Origin of the sequence: Tabrizicola sp. M-4, assembly GCF_051132405.1 — a bacterium.
GTDB lineage: Bacteria > Pseudomonadota > Alphaproteobacteria > Rhodobacterales > Rhodobacteraceae > Paragemmobacter.
Map to the genome: position 1 here is coordinate 3,354,085 of NZ_CP128606.1, position 14,579 is coordinate 3,368,663.

Annotated in this window: 17 protein-coding genes and 1 pseudogene; 10 read left to right on the forward strand and 8 right to left on the reverse strand. The window is 66.2% G+C overall.

Annotated elements, in window-relative coordinates; genetic code table 11:
* Nucleotides 1-5: 5 nt before the first annotated feature.
* On the reverse strand, nt 6-704 hold the full coding sequence (locus tag TabM4_RS16370; RefSeq protein WP_434614750.1) for a TVP38/TMEM64 family protein: 699 nt from the start codon (nt 702-704) through the stop codon (nt 6-8).
* 285 nt (nt 705-989) lie between these two features.
* Between TabM4_RS16370 and rpmH the strand changes: the two genes are divergently transcribed.
* The 3 genes from rpmH to yidD are packed head-to-tail and all read left to right on the forward strand — an operon-like array spanning nt 990 to nt 1,821.
* Nucleotides 990-1,124 carry a 50S ribosomal protein L34 gene (rpmH, locus tag TabM4_RS16375; RefSeq protein WP_023666388.1) on the forward strand — a complete coding sequence of 45 codons (135 nt, stop codon included), beginning with the start codon at nt 990-992 and terminating at the stop codon, nt 1,122-1,124.
* A 38-nt stretch (nt 1,125-1,162) separates the two neighbouring features.
* Complete coding sequence (gene rnpA, locus TabM4_RS16380; RefSeq protein ID WP_434614753.1) at nt 1,163-1,582, forward strand: ribonuclease P protein component; 420 nt, start codon at nt 1,163-1,165, stop codon at nt 1,580-1,582.
* Nucleotides 1,579-1,821, forward strand: coding sequence for a membrane protein insertion efficiency factor YidD (yidD, locus tag TabM4_RS16385; protein ID WP_434614756.1), 243 nt, complete (start codon nt 1,579-1,581; stop codon nt 1,819-1,821). Before rnpA ends, yidD begins: the two co-directional genes overlap by 4 nt.
* 127 nt (nt 1,822-1,948) lie before the next feature.
* On the opposite strand, the pseudogene TabM4_RS16390 reads toward yidD, so the two are convergent.
* Nucleotides 1,949-2,496: pseudogene (locus tag TabM4_RS16390) on the reverse strand (DUF3833 domain-containing protein).
* A 121-nt stretch (nt 2,497-2,617) separates the two neighbouring features.
* Between TabM4_RS16390 and ttcA the strand changes: the two are divergent.
* From ttcA to yihA, 4 genes are all read left to right on the forward strand, one after another.
* Nucleotides 2,618-3,487, forward strand: coding sequence for a tRNA 2-thiocytidine(32) synthetase TtcA (gene ttcA, locus TabM4_RS16395; protein ID WP_434614759.1), 870 nt, complete (start codon nt 2,618-2,620; stop codon nt 3,485-3,487).
* Between the two features lie 112 nt (nt 3,488-3,599).
* Entirely contained in the window at nt 3,600-5,423 is a 1,824-nt protein-coding gene (yidC, locus tag TabM4_RS16400) for a membrane protein insertase YidC (protein ID WP_434614762.1), read from the forward strand.
* The gene (locus TabM4_RS16405; RefSeq protein ID WP_434614765.1) at nt 5,420-6,169 is read left to right on the forward strand and encodes an MOSC domain-containing protein; all 750 of its coding nucleotides are present in this window, start codon (nt 5,420-5,422) and stop codon (nt 6,167-6,169) included. Before yidC ends, TabM4_RS16405 begins: the two co-directional genes overlap by 4 nt.
* A complete protein-coding gene (gene yihA / locus TabM4_RS16410) occupies nt 6,166-6,819 on the forward strand; it encodes a ribosome biogenesis GTP-binding protein YihA/YsxC (protein WP_434614768.1) in 654 nt (217 codons plus the stop codon). Before TabM4_RS16405 ends, yihA begins: the two co-directional genes overlap by 4 nt.
* A gap of 8 nt (nt 6,820-6,827) precedes the next feature.
* On the opposite strand, the gene TabM4_RS16415 is transcribed toward yihA, so the two are convergent.
* The 3 genes from TabM4_RS16415 to TabM4_RS16425 all read right to left on the reverse strand — a co-directional run bounded on the left by TabM4_RS16415 (nt 6,828) and on the right by TabM4_RS16425 (nt 9,818).
* Nucleotides 6,828-8,594: a M10 family metallopeptidase gene (locus tag TabM4_RS16415; RefSeq protein WP_434614771.1), complete on the reverse strand. Its 1,767-nt coding sequence runs from the start codon at nt 8,592-8,594 to the stop codon at nt 6,828-6,830.
* Between the two features lie 87 nt (nt 8,595-8,681).
* Entirely contained in the window at nt 8,682-9,020 is a 339-nt protein-coding gene (locus TabM4_RS16420; protein ID WP_434614774.1) for a hypothetical protein, read from the reverse strand.
* 66 nt (nt 9,021-9,086) lie between these two features.
* Nucleotides 9,087-9,818: an SDR family oxidoreductase gene (locus TabM4_RS16425; RefSeq protein ID WP_434614777.1), complete on the reverse strand. Its 732-nt coding sequence runs from the start codon at nt 9,816-9,818 to the stop codon at nt 9,087-9,089.
* A 140-nt stretch (nt 9,819-9,958) separates the two neighbouring features.
* Here TabM4_RS16425 and argB point away from each other — a divergent pair, with 140 nt between their 5' ends.
* The 3 genes from argB to TabM4_RS16440 are packed head-to-tail and all read left to right on the forward strand — an operon-like array spanning nt 9,959 to nt 12,006.
* Nucleotides 9,959-10,837 carry an acetylglutamate kinase gene (argB, locus tag TabM4_RS16430; protein WP_434622131.1) on the forward strand — a complete coding sequence of 293 codons (879 nt, stop codon included), beginning with the start codon at nt 9,959-9,961 and terminating at the stop codon, nt 10,835-10,837.
* On the forward strand, nt 10,834-11,478 hold the full coding sequence (locus tag TabM4_RS16435) for a ferredoxin (RefSeq protein WP_434614779.1): 645 nt from the start codon (nt 10,834-10,836) through the stop codon (nt 11,476-11,478). The genes argB and TabM4_RS16435 overlap by 4 nt, the downstream gene beginning before the upstream one ends.
* 24 nt (nt 11,479-11,502) lie before the next feature.
* Complete coding sequence (locus TabM4_RS16440; RefSeq protein WP_434614781.1) at nt 11,503-12,006, forward strand: SixA phosphatase family protein; 504 nt, start codon at nt 11,503-11,505, stop codon at nt 12,004-12,006.
* A 16-nt stretch (nt 12,007-12,022) separates the two neighbouring features.
* Here TabM4_RS16440 and TabM4_RS16445 read toward each other — a convergent pair whose 3' ends face one another.
* The 3 genes from TabM4_RS16445 to TabM4_RS16455 form a co-directional block, all read right to left on the reverse strand.
* A complete protein-coding gene (locus TabM4_RS16445; protein WP_434614784.1) occupies nt 12,023-13,327 on the reverse strand; it encodes a methyl-accepting chemotaxis protein in 1,305 nt (434 codons plus the stop codon).
* Nucleotides 13,324-13,629 carry a hypothetical protein gene (locus tag TabM4_RS16450; RefSeq protein ID WP_434614787.1) on the reverse strand — a complete coding sequence of 102 codons (306 nt, stop codon included), beginning with the start codon at nt 13,627-13,629 and terminating at the stop codon, nt 13,324-13,326. The genes TabM4_RS16445 and TabM4_RS16450 overlap by 4 nt, the downstream gene beginning before the upstream one ends.
* A 168-nt stretch (nt 13,630-13,797) precedes the next feature.
* Nucleotides 13,798-14,577 carry an amino acid ABC transporter ATP-binding protein gene (locus TabM4_RS16455; protein ID WP_434614790.1) on the reverse strand — a complete coding sequence of 260 codons (780 nt, stop codon included), beginning with the start codon at nt 14,575-14,577 and terminating at the stop codon, nt 13,798-13,800.
* Nucleotides 14,578-14,579: the final 2 nt, after the last annotated feature.

Consider the following 14,579-nt stretch of genomic DNA (forward strand, 5'->3'; position numbering starts at 1 on the left):
CGCCGTCATACCTCCCGCCGTCCGGCCCGCGCCCGCAGCGCCCGCACCGCCATCGGCATCAGGCCCAGCGCCACCAGCCCGACGATGGGCCCCACCACATAGGGTTCGAGGAACACCCCGAAATCCGGGCTTCCCCCCCGGGCGAAGACCTCGCCCAGCCCCGACCCCACCGATGTCAGAACCAGCGCGCCGGGAATGATCCCCACCGCCGTCGTCACCGCGAATTTCACCAGCGAGATGTTCAAAAGCGCAGGGATCAGATTCGCCATGAAGAAGGGCACGATGGGCGTGACCCGCATCAGGAACAGCACCTCCCACTCATTCGCCGCCAGCGCCGCCCGCAGCCGCGCCACGCGCCCGCCCTGCGCCTCGATCTTCGCCGCCAAACGCACCCCAAACCCCGCCCGCGCCGCAAGGAACAGGAGAATCGCCCCCGCCGTCGCCCCGGCCAGATTGAAAAGCACGCCCGGAAACAGCCCGAACAGGAACCCGCCCGTCAGCGTGGCCACCGTCGCCCCGGGCAAGGAAAAGGCCACGATCCCAACATAGGCCAGCACGAAGACCCCAACCGCCAGCGCGTAATGCGCATCGCGGAAGGCAAGCAGCGCCTCGCGATGCGCGGCCAGCGCGTCGAAGGTCAACTGATCGCGCAGGAAGACCGCGCCGATCACGGCCATCGCCAGCAGGACCAGCACGGGAATCATCCGACCCCGGCCTTGCGGCAGGGTCTGGGGATCGGGGGAAGGCGGTGCGTCTCTCATGCCCCGAACATGGTCGGAACCGCACCCCGCGCGCCAGCCCTCTCACGCCGCATTGATCCGGATGGCCCGTCTTGCAACATTCCCGGCCCCGGAGGCGCGAAATGTTGCAGAAATTCCCCCAACCGCGCGTTGACTTGGGCCACGACCCCCCGTAAAGGACGGGCTTCGAATAGAAGCGGCGCTCGAATCCGTGGGGTTTGCGCTGCCTGATTGATACGGAGAGCCGCGATGAAGCGCACCTACCAACCGTCGAACCTGGTCCGCAAGCGCCGCCACGGGTTCCGCGCCCGCATGGCGACCAAGGGTGGCCGCCTCGTGCTGGCCGCGCGCCGCGCCAAGGGCCGCAAGCGCCTGTCCGCCTGATCCCTTCCGGCCCTGCGGGGCTGAACACGGGTGATGCGATGACACCGCCGATGGACACGGGCAAAGGCGATACCGCCGAAGCGCCCGCCGCTCCGTCGGCGGTTTCGCTTTGCCAAGCCGTCACCACGATCCGCAAGCGCGCCGATTTCCTGCGCGCCGCCTCCGCCCGCAGGCAGGGGACCGGCGGCTTCCTCCTGCAGGCCCGCCATCGCGGCGATGACAGTCCCGCCATCCGCGTGGGCTTCACCGCCTCGAAGAAGATCGGCAACGCCGTGATGCGCAACCGCGCCAAGCGCCGCCTGCGCGCACTTGTGCGCGAAATCCTGCCCCCGCTCGCGCAACCCGGCTGGGATTACGTCCTCGTCGCACGGCCCGAGGCCACCATATCACGCGACTTCGCCACCCTGCGCGACGACCTGCGCGCGGCATTGGCCTCCGTCCATCGCGGCAAGCCATGACCCCCCTCGCGCGCCTCCTTGCCCTCCCGGTGCGCGCCTATCGCCTGATCCTGTCGCCATGGGTCGGCCACGGCTGCCGCTTCCAACCCACCTGCTCCGCCTATGCGCTCGAGGCGCTGGAACGCCACGGCGGGATCAAGGGCGGCTGGCTGACCGTCCACCGCATCTGCCGCTGCCACCCCTGGGGCGGGCACGGCTATGACCCCGTGCCGGGGTCGGACCCCGACCACCAAGCGTAGGAAATCTTCTGCGAAGATTTCACCGCCCCCGGATTTTCTGCGAAAATCCCGACAACCCGAAGCGCAACCTTCTGAATTTTCGCAGAAAATTCGCTCTTCACGATTTTTCGCAGAAAAATCGCCCCCCTTACCGCTTCTCGAAGAAGATCGACACCTCGCCCACATCCACGCCAAAGCGCTGCATGTAGGCCTTGTTGAACAGCCGATCCTCCGTCAGCAGCCACATCCAGTCGTCGAAACTCACCCGCACCGTCTCCACCGTCCCATCCGCCGCAGGCACCGGCAGGTCGATGGTGTATTTCCAGTTGAACCGGTCGCCCTTCTCCACCCCCGTGGCTACCCCGATCACCCCGGCGCGGTGCCTTCCCACGTCTCTTCCCCGGTCTTCCGCAAGGTCCAGACACGCTGCTCCGTCGCCCCATCCTCATAAACGAAATCCTCCACCAGCCGCAGCCGCTCTCCGTCCCAATCCCCTTGGATATCGGCCACGAACTGCCGCCGAACCGTGCCGAAGATGTCCTGAAACTGCCCATGCGCGACAAGCCGCCCGTCGAAGAACTCCTCCAGTTCCAACTCCCGCGTCGAAAGCGACGCATCCTCCAGCGAGGGCTTCCCCGCGCAGGCGGCCAGAAGCGGGATCAGGGCAAGGGCGGCGAGGGTCTTCATCGGGCGCATGGGCAATCCTCCGGACATTTTCCCTTCATACGCGGCGCAGGCCCGCCCGGATTGCCCAATCCCCGCCCTTCTGGCATATCCATGCCTCACTTCCCCGACACCCGCGCCAGAGGGCAGCCCGATGCTGGACGATCTCGACGATATCCATCCGCTCTTCCACGGCGCCCCCACCTCGACCGAGTTCAAGAAACTCAGGAAACGCATCGTGCGCGAAACGCGCGAGGCGATCGAAACCTATGGCATGGTGAACCGGGGCGACCGCTGGCTCGTCTGTCTGTCCGGCGGCAAGGACAGCTACACCCTCCTCGCCGTCCTCCACGAACTCAAATGGCGCGGCCTCCTGCCCGTGGACCTGCTCGCCTGCAACCTCGACCAAGGCCAGCCGGGTTTCCCGGCCACCGTCCTCCCCGAATTCCTGACCCAGATGGGCGTCCCCCACCGCATCGAATATCAGGACACCTATTCCATCGTGGTGGACAAGGTCCCGCAGGGCCGCACCTATTGCTCCCTCTGCTCGCGCCTGCGCCGGGGCAACCTCTACCGCATCGCGCGCGAAGAAGGCTGTACGGCGGTCGTCCTCGGCCACCACCGCGACGACATCCTGGAAACCTTCTTCATGAACCTCTTCCACGGCGGCCGCCTTGCCACCATGCCGCCCAAACTGGTGAACGAGGACGGCGATCTGATGGTCCTGCGCCCCCTTTCCTTCGTCGCCGAACAGGATTGCGAAAAATTCGCCCGTTCCATGAACTATCCCATCATCCCCTGCGATCTGTGCGGCTCGCAGGAAGGCCTGCAACGCATGCAGGTCAAGAAACTGCTCGACGATTGGGAATCCCGCACCCCCGGCCGCCGCAACGTCATGTTCCGCGCGCTGCAGAACGTGCGCCCCTCCCACCTCGCCGACCCCGCGATCTTCGACTTCCTGAACCTCGCCCCCGGCGCGGCGCAACCGGGCACCGATGAAGGCCTTCCCCCCGCCCTGCGCTGATCACTTTCCCGGCCCGCCCCCCTGCGCCACAGGCGAAAGCGCTTGACCTTTCGCCCCCCCTTCTGTTGAAGCACCCCTGACCCAATTCCACCAAAGGCGGCAGTTTCCACCTATGGAAAACCAGAACAAGAACCTCCTGCTCGCAACCGTGCTGAGCTTCCTCGTGATCCTCGTCTGGTTCGTGCTTTTCCCGCCGCCCGAACCCACCGTGGATCCGAACGCCCCCGCCGCCGTGGCACAAACGGAAACGGCCCCCGCCGCACCCGCCGCCGCCGATGGCGCAGCCACCACGGCCGAGGCCGAACCCCTGCCCGAGGCCCCGCGCCTGACGGTGGACACGCCCGCCCTGACCGGCTCCATCTCGCTCTTGGGTGGCCGGATCGACGACCTCTCGCTCAAGGCCTACAAGGAAACGCTTTTGGCGGACTCCCCCATCGTCCGCCTCCTCTCCCCGGTCGGCGAGGCGCACCCCTATTACGCCGTCTTCGGCTGGGGCCCCGGCACCGGCCTGACGGTGGACGATGTCCCCGGCGCACGCACCGAATGGCGCGTTGTGGGCGGCGGCACGCTGGCCCCCGATGCCCCCGTCACCCTGCAATGGCAAAACGCCAAGGGCATGACCTTCACGCGCGAAATCAGCGTGGACGACAAGTTCATGTTCACGGTGACCGACACGGTCCAGAACGCCGGCAGCGCCGCCGTCTCGCTCTTCCCCTATGGCATCGTGGCGCGGCATGGCCAGCCTGCCGGCCTGCAGAACTTCTTCGTCCTGCACGAAGGCATGGTCAGCCGCACCGATGGCACGCTGACCGAACAGAAATACGACGATCTGATGGAACTGCCCGTCGTCGAACGCGAAGGCGCACAGGCCGAGGTGGTGGATGCCGGCGCCGATGGCTGGATCGGCTTCACCGACAAATACTGGATGACGACGCTGATCCCCGAACAGGGCGTCCCCTTCACCGCCGTCACGAAATACGTCCCCTCTGCCGACATCTTCCAGACCGAAACCCGCAAGCCGGTGCAGGAACTGGCCGCAGGCGCGACCGTCACCTCCACCACCCGCCTCTTCGCGGGGGCCAAGGAATGGGCCACGATCCGCGCCTATGAACGCGATCTGTCGATCCCCGGCTTCATCGATTCCATCGACTGGGGCTGGTTCTTCTTCCTGACGAAGCCCATCTTCGCCGTCCTGCACTGGCTGAACGCCGTGATCGGCAACATGGGCCTCGCCATCATCGCGCTGACCTTCTTCCTGAAATTCCTCGTCCTGCCGTTGGCCTACAAATCCTATGTCAGCATGGCCAAGATGAAGGAACTCCAGCCAGAGTTGGAGGCGCTGAAGGAACGCGCGGGCGAAGACAAGCAAAAGCTGCAAAAGGAAATGATGCAGCTTTACAAGGACAAGAAGGTCAACCCTGCGGCGGGCTGCCTGCCCATCCTGATCCAGATCCCGATCTTCTTCGCCCTCTACAAGGTGATCTTCGTCACCATCGAACTCCGCCACGCCCCCTTCTTCGGCTGGCTCAAGGATCTGTCGGCCCCCGACCCGTCCTCGATCTTCAACCTCTTCGGCCTCCTGCCCTGGGATGCGCCCGTGCCGGGCAGCTTCATGGCGCTGATCTTCATCGGCATCCTGCCCATCCTTCTGGGCATCACCATGTGGCTCCAGCAAAAGCTGAACCCGCAGCCCACCGATCCCGTGCAGCAGCAGGTCTTCGCCTGGATGCCGTGGATCTTCATGTTCATGCTGGGCGGCTTCGCCTCGGGCCTCGTGGTCTACTGGATCACGAACAACATCATCACCTTCACCCAGCAATACCTCATCATGCGCAGCCACGGGCACAAGCCCGATGTCTTCGGCAACATCAAGTCGGGCTTCAAGAAAAAGGAACCCGTGCCGGTGGCCGACAAGTCGAAGAAGGCCAAGAAATGACGGGCGGGCGGCTGGACCATATCTGCCGCCACCCGATCAAGGGACACGGACGCGAGGCCCTCGCGTCCGTTCGTCTTTCGGAGGGTGCCTGCCTGCCGTGGGATCGCCACTGGGCCGTGGCCCATGAGGCCGCGAAACTGACCGAAGGCTGGAATCCTTGCGTCAACTTCGCCCGCGCCGCCAAGGCCCCCGCCCTCATGGCCATCGAAAGCACGCTGGACGAGGCGACGGGAACCGTCACCCTCCGCCACCCCGACCGCGGCGAAATCACCTTCCGCCCCGATGACGCCGCCGACACGCCCCGCTTCCTCGACTGGGTCCGCCCGCTGAACCCCGAAAACCGCGCGCAACCCGCCCGCATCGTCACCGCAGGGCGCGGCATGACCGACAGCGACTTTGCTTCCGTCGCCATCCTGAACATGGCCTCTCTCGCCGACCTCTCCGCCCGCATGGGCCACGACCTCTCGATCCACCGCTGGCGCGGCAACCTCTGGCTTTCGGGGGCCGAGGCGTGGGACGAATGGAACTGGTTGGGCCGCCGCCTGCACATCGGCGACGCCATCCTCGAAATCCGCGAACGCATCACCCGCTGCTCCGCCACCACCGTCGAACCCGCCACCGGCATCAGCAATGCCGACACCCTCCGCGCGCTGGAGGCAAATTTCGGCCATCAGGATTTCGGCCTTTACGCCGTGGTCGTCACCCCCGGCACCATCGCCACGGGCGATGCATGGACCCTAGAATGACCCAGCTTCAATTCACCCTCGCCCCCGACCCAGAAGACGAGGCGCGCGAAAAAGGCCGCCTGATGTTCGCAGGCCCCGTCACCTTCGTCAAAGGTGTGGTCGCCATGTCGGGCCTGCCCCCGGCCGACCGCATCGAAGTCTGCTTCGCGGGCCGCTCCAACGTGGGCAAATCGTCCCTCATCAACGCACTGACAGGCCGCAAAACCCTCGCCCGCGCCTCGAACACCCCGGGCCGGACGCAGGAAATCAACTACTTCGCGCTTGGCGAGACGCGCTACATGACCGACCTTCCGGGCTACGGCTATGCCGAAGCCCCCGTCGCCACCGTCCGCAAATGGCAGGAACTGCTGAAAGCCTATCTCGCTGGCCGCCAGACCCTCCGCCGCGCCTTCGTCCTGATCGACGCCCGCCACGGGGTCAAGGCGGTGGACGAGGATATCCTGAAACTCCTTGACCGCTCTGCCGTCACCTTTCAGGCCGTGCTGACCAAGGTGGACAAGATCAACCGCGCCGAGCGTGACGCGGTGATCGAACAGGTCAAGGGCGCGCTGGCGAAACACCCCGCCGCCTATCCTGAACTGGTCGTGACCTCCTCCGAAAAGGGCGACGGCATCGAAACCCTGCGCGCCATCATCGCCACGCTGGAATAGCGCCCGCCTCAGACGAAGACGACGTCATCGGCAAGCTGGGCGATCTGCGTCACCCCCGTCACCGTCAGGACATGGGTGTTGGAAAACCGGAACTCCACCCTGTCGGCGAAGGCCTGCGCCAGATCCGCCAGCGCGCCCCATGTCGCGCCCGCCGCGCCCAGCAGATCACCCTCGATCCACAGCCTATCCACATTGTCCTGAAAATCTGTGATCCGGTCCCGCCCGGCGGCAAAGATGAACACATCCGCCCCCGCACCACCTGCCAGCACGTCATTTCCCTGCCCACCGTTCAGCCGGTCCGCCCAGATGCCGCCAATCAGCCGGTCGTTTCCATCCCCGCCGATCAGCAGGTCGCGCCCCGCTCCCCCTGACAGCGTGTCATTGCCGGCACGTCCCTCCAGCCGGTCATTCCCCGCATTGCCCGTCAGCGCATTCCCCCCGGCATTGCCGACGATCCGGTCATTGCCCGATCCCGCGACGTAATCCTCCAGCACCGTGCCCAGCGCGACGATCACATTCCCCGTCCCGCCGAACACATTCCACCGCGCGCCCCCTTCCAGCACCACATCCTGCGCCATGCCGTCCGAGGCGAAGACGACGCGATCCCGCCCACCTTCATCGAAGATGGTGAAGGCAAGCTGGGAAAGCGGGTCCGGGGCGGCAAGTTCCGACCGCAGGAAGTCGCCAAGAAAGTTCTGCAGCGTCGTCCCCTCGCCCCAGACCGTATTCCCCGCCGTCACCCCGCCAACCGGCGCGCCATAGAGGTCCTGCACGGCAAGGATATCGGCAATCATCGGCGTCAGGACAAAGCCGAACCCGCTCGGGTCATGCGGGTTCTGGTCCTGATCGAAATAGGACATGATCGACAGGCTCCAACTGTCGTTGCGGAAGGCTGCATCATTGGGAAAATCCGCCCGCCCGTTATAGGGCCCCTGATGCCCCAGCCCGAGCGCATGGCCGATCTCATGCACATATGTCTGGAAGGAATAGCTGCCAAAGCCCGTTCCATAGGTCTGCAACCACTGGGTCGACACGTTGACCGCTGCCGAAAGGGTCGTCCTGCCGCTATTGGTGTAATTGGCAAAGGCCCCCGCCTGATTGTCGTCAAAGGTGATATCCGCCGTCGTCGTCACCACCCGGAAATCGACATTGGCCACCATCTCCCATGCCTCCATCGCGGCAAGGGCAAGGGTCCGCCCCTCCGCCGTCAGTCCGGCGACATTGACGGTGATCACGCTGTCGGTCGTCGTGTCGAAGGCATGGCGCGACCGCCCCGTCGCCGCCCAGAACCCATCCGTCAGGAACGACGCAAGCGTCTGCGGCGTCGCATCGGCCAGCGGCGGCAATTCCACCGCCGTCAGGCTGTATTGCCCGCTTGCCCCCATAAAACCACCCACCCGCAGCAGATAGGTGCCCGTCTCCGTCGCAGTGAAATTGATGCGCGACCCGAGGCCCACCCCGAAATCGTCATTCTCGGCCAGCAGCGCGCGCCCCGCCGAATAGAGTTCCAGAACCGTATCCAGCCCCGGCGTCGTCCCCCGCCCCTGCAGCGTGAAGCTATAGCTCTCCCCCGCCGTCAGCGTCACGGCGATGACGTCCTGATCGTTCGCGGTCAGAGTGCCGCGGAACTCGTCGCCCACGGCCATCATCCGCCGTCCTGAACCGGTCAGCGATCCCGTCGCATCCCCGCCCTCGAAAAGAAGCGCCATCACCGCGCCACCCGGATCGAAACCGCAGGTCCCGGTATTCACGATCACCGCGCACATCTGACACATTCACAATACCCCTCACTTGATACCCGAACACAGCCGCCCCCTCCTCAGGGCGGCGGCGACACCTTCAACAACCCCGCGGCCAGCATCCTATAGGACGGTTCGCCCAATCCCGCATCCACCGCGCCCAGTTCCACCGCAGGCCCCGGCCGCGGCGCCCGGCCAATGCAGCCGCGCCACCACCACCGCCGCCTCCAGCCGGATCACCTCCAGCGCCACATCCGCCCCGCCTTCCACGACGCGCATCTCGCGCCCCAGCGCCGCGCCCAAGCCAGCCGCCACCTCCGCGCACAACGCCTCAAGCCGCGCGCGGTCGATCCATGACGGTGCCATGCAGCCAAGGCGCATCACGCCCCCCGCAGCCCCATCACCCGCCGACATCATGAAAAGCAGCCCCACCGCCACACCGCACCGAACTCCACGCACCATCCACGCCCCGGCAAGGGAACCCTCCCGCAAGGATAGCATCCCCACGCCACCGCACAACCTTCACGGTCAAACGTGCTGCGCCCCGTTCACCTCGATCTCGGCGCCGCTGATATAGCTCGACTGGTCCGAACACAGGAACCAGATCGCATCCGCCACCTCGCGCGGCTGCCCCAGCCGCCGCATCGGCAACTGCTCCACGATCTTCTCCGTCCCAGGGCTCAGGATCGCCGTCTCGATCTCGCCCGGCGCAATCGCGTTCACCCGCACCCCCAGCGGCCCGAAATCATGCGCCATCTCCCGCGTCAGCGCCGCCAGCGCCGCCTTCGACGTGGCATAGGCCGCCCCCGCGAAAGGATGCACCCGCCCGCCCGCAATCGACGTCACGTTCACCACCGACCCGCCCGCCGCCGACAGCTCATCCTTCAACCCCCGCGCCAGCACGATGGAGGCGAAGAAGTTCACATGGAACACCTGCCCCCATGTCCGCAAATCCGTCTCCAGCGTGTTCAGCCGCGCCCCGCCGGGCCCCTTGGGACTGATCCCCGCATTGTTCACCAAGGCATCCAGCCGCCCGCCGATCTTGCCCTTGATCACCTCGATCGCGGCAATCGTCTTTTCGGGCGAGGCAAGGTCGATCTGGATATGGTTCTCCTCTCCCCCCGGCCAGGGGCAGCGCGGATCGAAGGGCTGGCGCGAACAGGTCAGCACCCGCCACCCCTCGGCCGAAAACCGCTTCACCGTCGCATGCCCGATCCCGCGCGAAGCCCCTGTCAATACAAGCGTTTTCTGCCCGTCCATCCGACTCGCCCCATACCTGTCCTGTGCCAGAGTATCGCCGCTTTGCCCGCCAAAGGCCATTGCCGCTTGGCACGCGCCGCGTCACGCATTACCAAGGCCGCAACCACCCCGGGGGCCCCATGAAACCGCAGACGAGCACCATGTCCGACGCCGCAAACACCGCCAAGATGCTGTCCGAAGCCCTCCCCTACCTGCAGCGCTATGCCGATGCGGTGGTCGTGGTGAAATTCGGCGGCAACGCCATGGGCGACGACGCCGCCATGGCCGAATTCGCCCGCGACATCGTGCTGATGCGTCAGGTCGGCGTGAACCCGGTCGTCGTCCACGGCGGCGGGCCGATGATCAACGAGATGCTCGACAAACTGGGCATCAAATCCGAATTCGTCCGCGGCAAGCGGGTGACGGACAAGGCCACCGTGCAGGTCGTCGAAATGATCCTGTCGGGTCTCGTCAACAAACGCATCGTGCAGGCCATCATGGACGCGGGCGGCCGCGCCGTCGGCATCTCGGGCAAGGACGACGACCTCATGGTCTGCGAAGCAGACGACCCCGAACTCGGCTACGTGGGCCGGCCCGTGGAGATGAACGTGCAGGTCCTCCGCGACCTCTACAACGCCGGCATCATCCCCGTCGTCGCCCCCGTCGCCACCGGCATGGCCGACAACGAAACCTTCAACGTCAACGGCGACACGGCGGCGGGTGCCATCGCAGGCGCGCTCAAGGCCGACCGCCTCCTCCTCCTCACCGATGTGGCAGGCGTCAAGAATGCCGAAGGTCAGGTGATGACCCAGATCACGCCGGAAGAAGTCCGCGCCATGACCGCGTCCGGTGTCATCGCGGGCGGCATGATCCCCAAGACCGAAACCGCGCTCAAAGCCCTCGAAGAAGGCGTCCGCGCCGTCACCATCCTCGACGGCCGCGTCCCCAATGCCTGCCTGATGGAGCTTTTCACCGACCACGGCGCAGGCTCGCAGATCCGCTCCACCGAACCCCGCGTCAAACCCCGGGTGAAGCGTTGACCCTCGCCGAAACCCTCGCCGCCCATCACCTCACCATCCTCGGCGGCTTCCACCCGACCGAAGAGGACGGCACGCCCGAAGGCACCCGGACCCTCCTCATGCTCGGCCCCCTCGAACCGGGCTTCTGGGCGCATTTCACCGCCAGCCCCGAATGGCAGGACGGAAACCCCGACCCGATGGACCGCTGGTCCCGCCGCACCATAGGCCGCATCGCCTGCGACCTCGGCGCCAAGGCGCTCTTCCCCTTCGGCGGCCCGCCCTACCAGCCGATCCAGCGCTGGGCCATCCGCACGGGCCGCATCTGGCAAAGCCCCGTCCGCCTGCTCGTCTCGGCAGACCAAGGCATGATGGTCAGCTTCCGCGGCGCCCTCGCGCTGAAAGAACGCATCGACGTCCCCCCGCCCACCGACCGCCCCTGCGACACCTGCGCGAAACCCTGCCTCACCGCCTGCCCCGTCGGCGCGCTGACCGAGGCAGGCTATGACGTCCCCGCCTGCAAATCCTTCCTCGACACGCCCCAAGGCCAGCCCTGCCTCACGCAGGGCTGCGAAGTGCGCCGCGCTTGCCCGGTGTCACAGGGCTATGCAAGACTTCCCGAACAATCGGCCTATCACATGGCCCGATTCCACGGGGCGGGCTGATCCGCCCCGCAAAGGGGGGAATAAATGAAGCGCCTGATCCTGACGCGCCACGCGAAATCAAGCTGGGACGACCCGCTCACCCCCGACCATGACCGCCCGCTGAACGAACGTGGCAAGGCCGCCGCCGCAGACCTTGGCCAATGGCTCGCCTCGCGCGGCTATGTCCCGGACGAGGTGTTGTGCTCCGACGCCCTCCGCACCCGCACGACCTGGAGCGGGATCGCCCCCGCCCTTCCCGGCACGCCGACGCTGGCACTCAAACCCGCGCTCTACCATGCCGGCCCTGACGTGATGCTCGCCGTGCTGCGCCATGCCAAGGGCGATGTGGTCATGATGATCGGCCACAACCCCGGCATCGCGGAATTCGCGGCGCGTCTGGTGGCCCATGTCCCCGCCAGCCCCGATTTCAACCGCTATCCCACCGGGGCCACGCTGGTGGCCGATTTCAACGTGGACAGTTGGGATCAGGTCACCTTCGGCTCGGGGACGGTGGACGACTTCATCATCCCGCGCGAAATCGTCGCCTGAACGGGGACCGCCGCGCTCAGGCCGCGCGGCGCCCACCCCCGGCCCAATCCTCGCCGAAACCCCCATCCTGCACGGCAGGAATGCGCACTGGCGACGGCTTCGCCTGACCGTCCTCCTCGGCGATGGTGTCGATCTTGCCGATGGCCTGCTTCACCTCCTGCAACCCGCTGAACTGTTCGTTCGCGGTATCGGCGATGTCGCGCATCCGTGCCTCCAGCGTGGCAATCGTCTCGGTCACACGGTCCAGCGCCTGACCGGCCTCTGCCACCCGCGCCGCACCATCCTGCACCCGCGCCGTGGAATCCCCCACCAGTCCCCGGATCTGCACCGCCGCCTCTGCCGATTGCTGCGACAGTTTCCGCACCTCGTTCGCCACCACGGCAAATCCACGCCCGGCCTCGCCCGCCCGCGCCGATTCCACCGCGGCATTCAACGCCAGCAGGTCCGTCCGCCGCGCGATCTCGTCGATCATCTCCACGATATGGCCGATCTTCACCGACGACTCCTGAATGCTGCGCATCGCCCCCACCGTCTGGGCAAAGGTCTGGCTCGACGTGTCGGCATCCTGCCGCGCCCCGCCGAACAGCCCGCGCGACCCCTCCGCCTGCTCCGCCGCCAGCTTGGCACTCGCCGCGATCTGCTCCACCGCCGCCACCGCGCGCCGCCCCTCCTCGCGCGTCCGCTCGGACGTGAGTATCGCCCGCTCGCGCTGCGCCTCGGCCATGCGCTGCGCCGCCTCGGCCTCTGCCGCGATCTGCGCCAGACGCTGCCGCCCGGCCTCCACCTCGCCCGCCGCCCGCTTGCGCGCCATCATCGCCAGAAGCAGAACCCCCGCCTCCGCCAGCACGATCACCGCATGCAGCACCGTCCGCCCCAGATTGGCCAGCATGTCCGCCGACGGATAGACCAACGCGGGCAGCAGCAGCCCCAGCGACAGGTGATGCACCGCGATCACCCCCACCGCAAAGATCAGCGCGGGAATGCTGCCCATCGTCGCAACGATGGCCAGCACCGCGAAATAGGCCATATGCGTATCCAACTGCCACGCATGGCCCGCGAAGGCCGCCGTGAACAGCGCGCATTGTCCCACCAGCGCCAGCGTCGTCAGCAGCGCCGCCCCCGTCCCTGCGCCGCGCCGTCCCGCCAGTGCCAGCCCAGCGAAAACCACCGTCGGCACAAGGATCGGCAGCAACGGCACCCCCGTCACCAAGGCCGAGATCGGCGCCACGGGCACCGCCACCAGCGCGGCATTCCGGGCCAGCCGGAACTCGTCATTTCCACCAGCGGTCTCTGGAGCGGTCAGATCGGTCAGTTTCGTCATGATGGGCTTTCGCAAAAAAGGGCAAGGGCAGAGGCAGGCAGAACCGCAATCGCACCCGCGGCCCGATAGGCCGCCACCGTCGCACCCGAGGCCAGCACCGCCATGGGTGCAGACACCGGTCCGATATCCTGCCCCCCGGCGCGCTCCACGACCGTGGCGGGATCCTCCGCCCAAGGCCATGTCACCACCAGAACGGCATCCTCCGGCCCCGGTTCGGCAGTCCCCGCAAGGCCCACAACCGCCGGGACCGCCATGCTGGCAATCCCGACCGTCAGCAAAAGCCCCGTCATCAACTTGGACATCAAAGGGAACGACCTCCCGGTGCAACGGCGCAGATGGGCTGCCACCGTCACCTTCAGTATCGACCGCCGAACCGAAAGGTTTAGCCGACAGCCCCACAATCGCCGCCGGGTTGTGCGCATGAAAAAGGGGGCCGCTTTGGCCCCCTTTTCCCGAAAGACTGCACCCGATCAGTGACCGAGGATCTGGCTCAGGAACAGCTTCGTCCGTTCGCTCTGCGGGTTGTTGAAGAACTCCTTCGGCGCGTTCTGCTCCACGATCTGCCCCTGATCCATGAAGATCACCCGGTTCGCCACCGCCTGCGCAAAGCCCATCTCATGGGTCACGCAGAGCATCGTCATCCCCTCCTCGGCCAGCTCGATCATGGTGTCCAAGACCTCCTTGATCATCTCGGGGTCCAGCGCCGAGGTGGGTTCGTCGAACAGCATGATCCGCGGCTTCATGCAAAGCGACCGCGCAATCGCCACCCGCTGCTGCTGCCCGCCCGACAACTGACCGGGATACTTGTTCGCCTGCTCCGGGATCTTCACCTTGCGCAGGAAATGCATCGCCGTCTCTTCGGCTTCCTTCTTCGGCACCTTCCGCACCCAGATCGGCGCCAGCGTGCAGTTCTCCAGAATCGTCAGATGCGGGAACAGGTTGAAGTGCTGGAACACCATCCCCACCTCCGACCGCACCTTGTCGATGTTCTTCAAGTCGTTGGTCAACTCCGTCCCGTCGACGACGATCTGCCCCTGCTGATGCTCCTCCAGCCGGTTGATGCAGCGGATCAGCGTCGACTTCCCCGAACCGGACGGGCCGCAGATCACGATCCGCTCCCCCCGGTTCACCGTCATGTTGATGTCGCGCAGCACATGGAAGGTCCCGTACCACTTGTTCATGCCCGCGATCTGGATGGCAACCTCATCCGAGACCTTCATCTTCGAGCGGTCGATGGCGTGTTCAGACATAG

Bases quoted from the DNA above. Each gene is read 5' to 3' on its own strand.
- TabM4_RS16370 (WP_434614750.1), bottom strand. From the start codon at position 704: ATGATTCCCGTGCTGGTCCTGCTGGCGATGGCCGTGATCGGCGCGGTC.
- rpmH (WP_023666388.1), top strand. From the start codon at position 990: ATGAAGCGCACCTACCAACCGTCGAACCTGGTCCGCAAGCGCCGCCAC.
- rnpA (WP_434614753.1), top strand. From the start codon at position 1,163: ATGACACCGCCGATGGACACGGGCAAAGGCGATACCGCCGAAGCGCCC.
- yidD (WP_434614756.1), top strand. From the start codon at position 1,579: ATGACCCCCCTCGCGCGCCTCCTTGCCCTCCCGGTGCGCGCCTATCGC.
- ttcA (WP_434614759.1), top strand. From the start codon at position 2,618: ATGCTGGACGATCTCGACGATATCCATCCGCTCTTCCACGGCGCCCCC.
- yidC (WP_434614762.1), top strand. From the start codon at position 3,600: ATGGAAAACCAGAACAAGAACCTCCTGCTCGCAACCGTGCTGAGCTTC.
- TabM4_RS16405 (WP_434614765.1), top strand. From the start codon at position 5,420: ATGACGGGCGGGCGGCTGGACCATATCTGCCGCCACCCGATCAAGGGA.
- yihA (WP_434614768.1), top strand. From the start codon at position 6,166: ATGACCCAGCTTCAATTCACCCTCGCCCCCGACCCAGAAGACGAGGCG.
- TabM4_RS16415 (WP_434614771.1), bottom strand. From the start codon at position 8,594: ATGTGTCAGATGTGCGCGGTGATCGTGAATACCGGGACCTGCGGTTTC.
- TabM4_RS16420 (WP_434614774.1), bottom strand. From the start codon at position 9,020: ATGGTGCGTGGAGTTCGGTGCGGTGTGGCGGTGGGGCTGCTTTTCATG.
- TabM4_RS16425 (WP_434614777.1), bottom strand. From the start codon at position 9,818: ATGGACGGGCAGAAAACGCTTGTATTGACAGGGGCTTCGCGCGGGATC.
- argB (WP_434622131.1), top strand. From the start codon at position 9,959: ATGTCCGACGCCGCAAACACCGCCAAGATGCTGTCCGAAGCCCTCCCC.
- TabM4_RS16440 (WP_434614781.1), top strand. From the start codon at position 11,503: ATGAAGCGCCTGATCCTGACGCGCCACGCGAAATCAAGCTGGGACGAC.
- TabM4_RS16445 (WP_434614784.1), bottom strand. From the start codon at position 13,327: ATGACGAAACTGACCGATCTGACCGCTCCAGAGACCGCTGGTGGAAAT.
- TabM4_RS16450 (WP_434614787.1), bottom strand. From the start codon at position 13,629: ATGTCCAAGTTGATGACGGGGCTTTTGCTGACGGTCGGGATTGCCAGC.
- TabM4_RS16455 (WP_434614790.1), bottom strand. From the start codon at position 14,577: ATGTCTGAACACGCCATCGACCGCTCGAAGATGAAGGTCTCGGATGAG.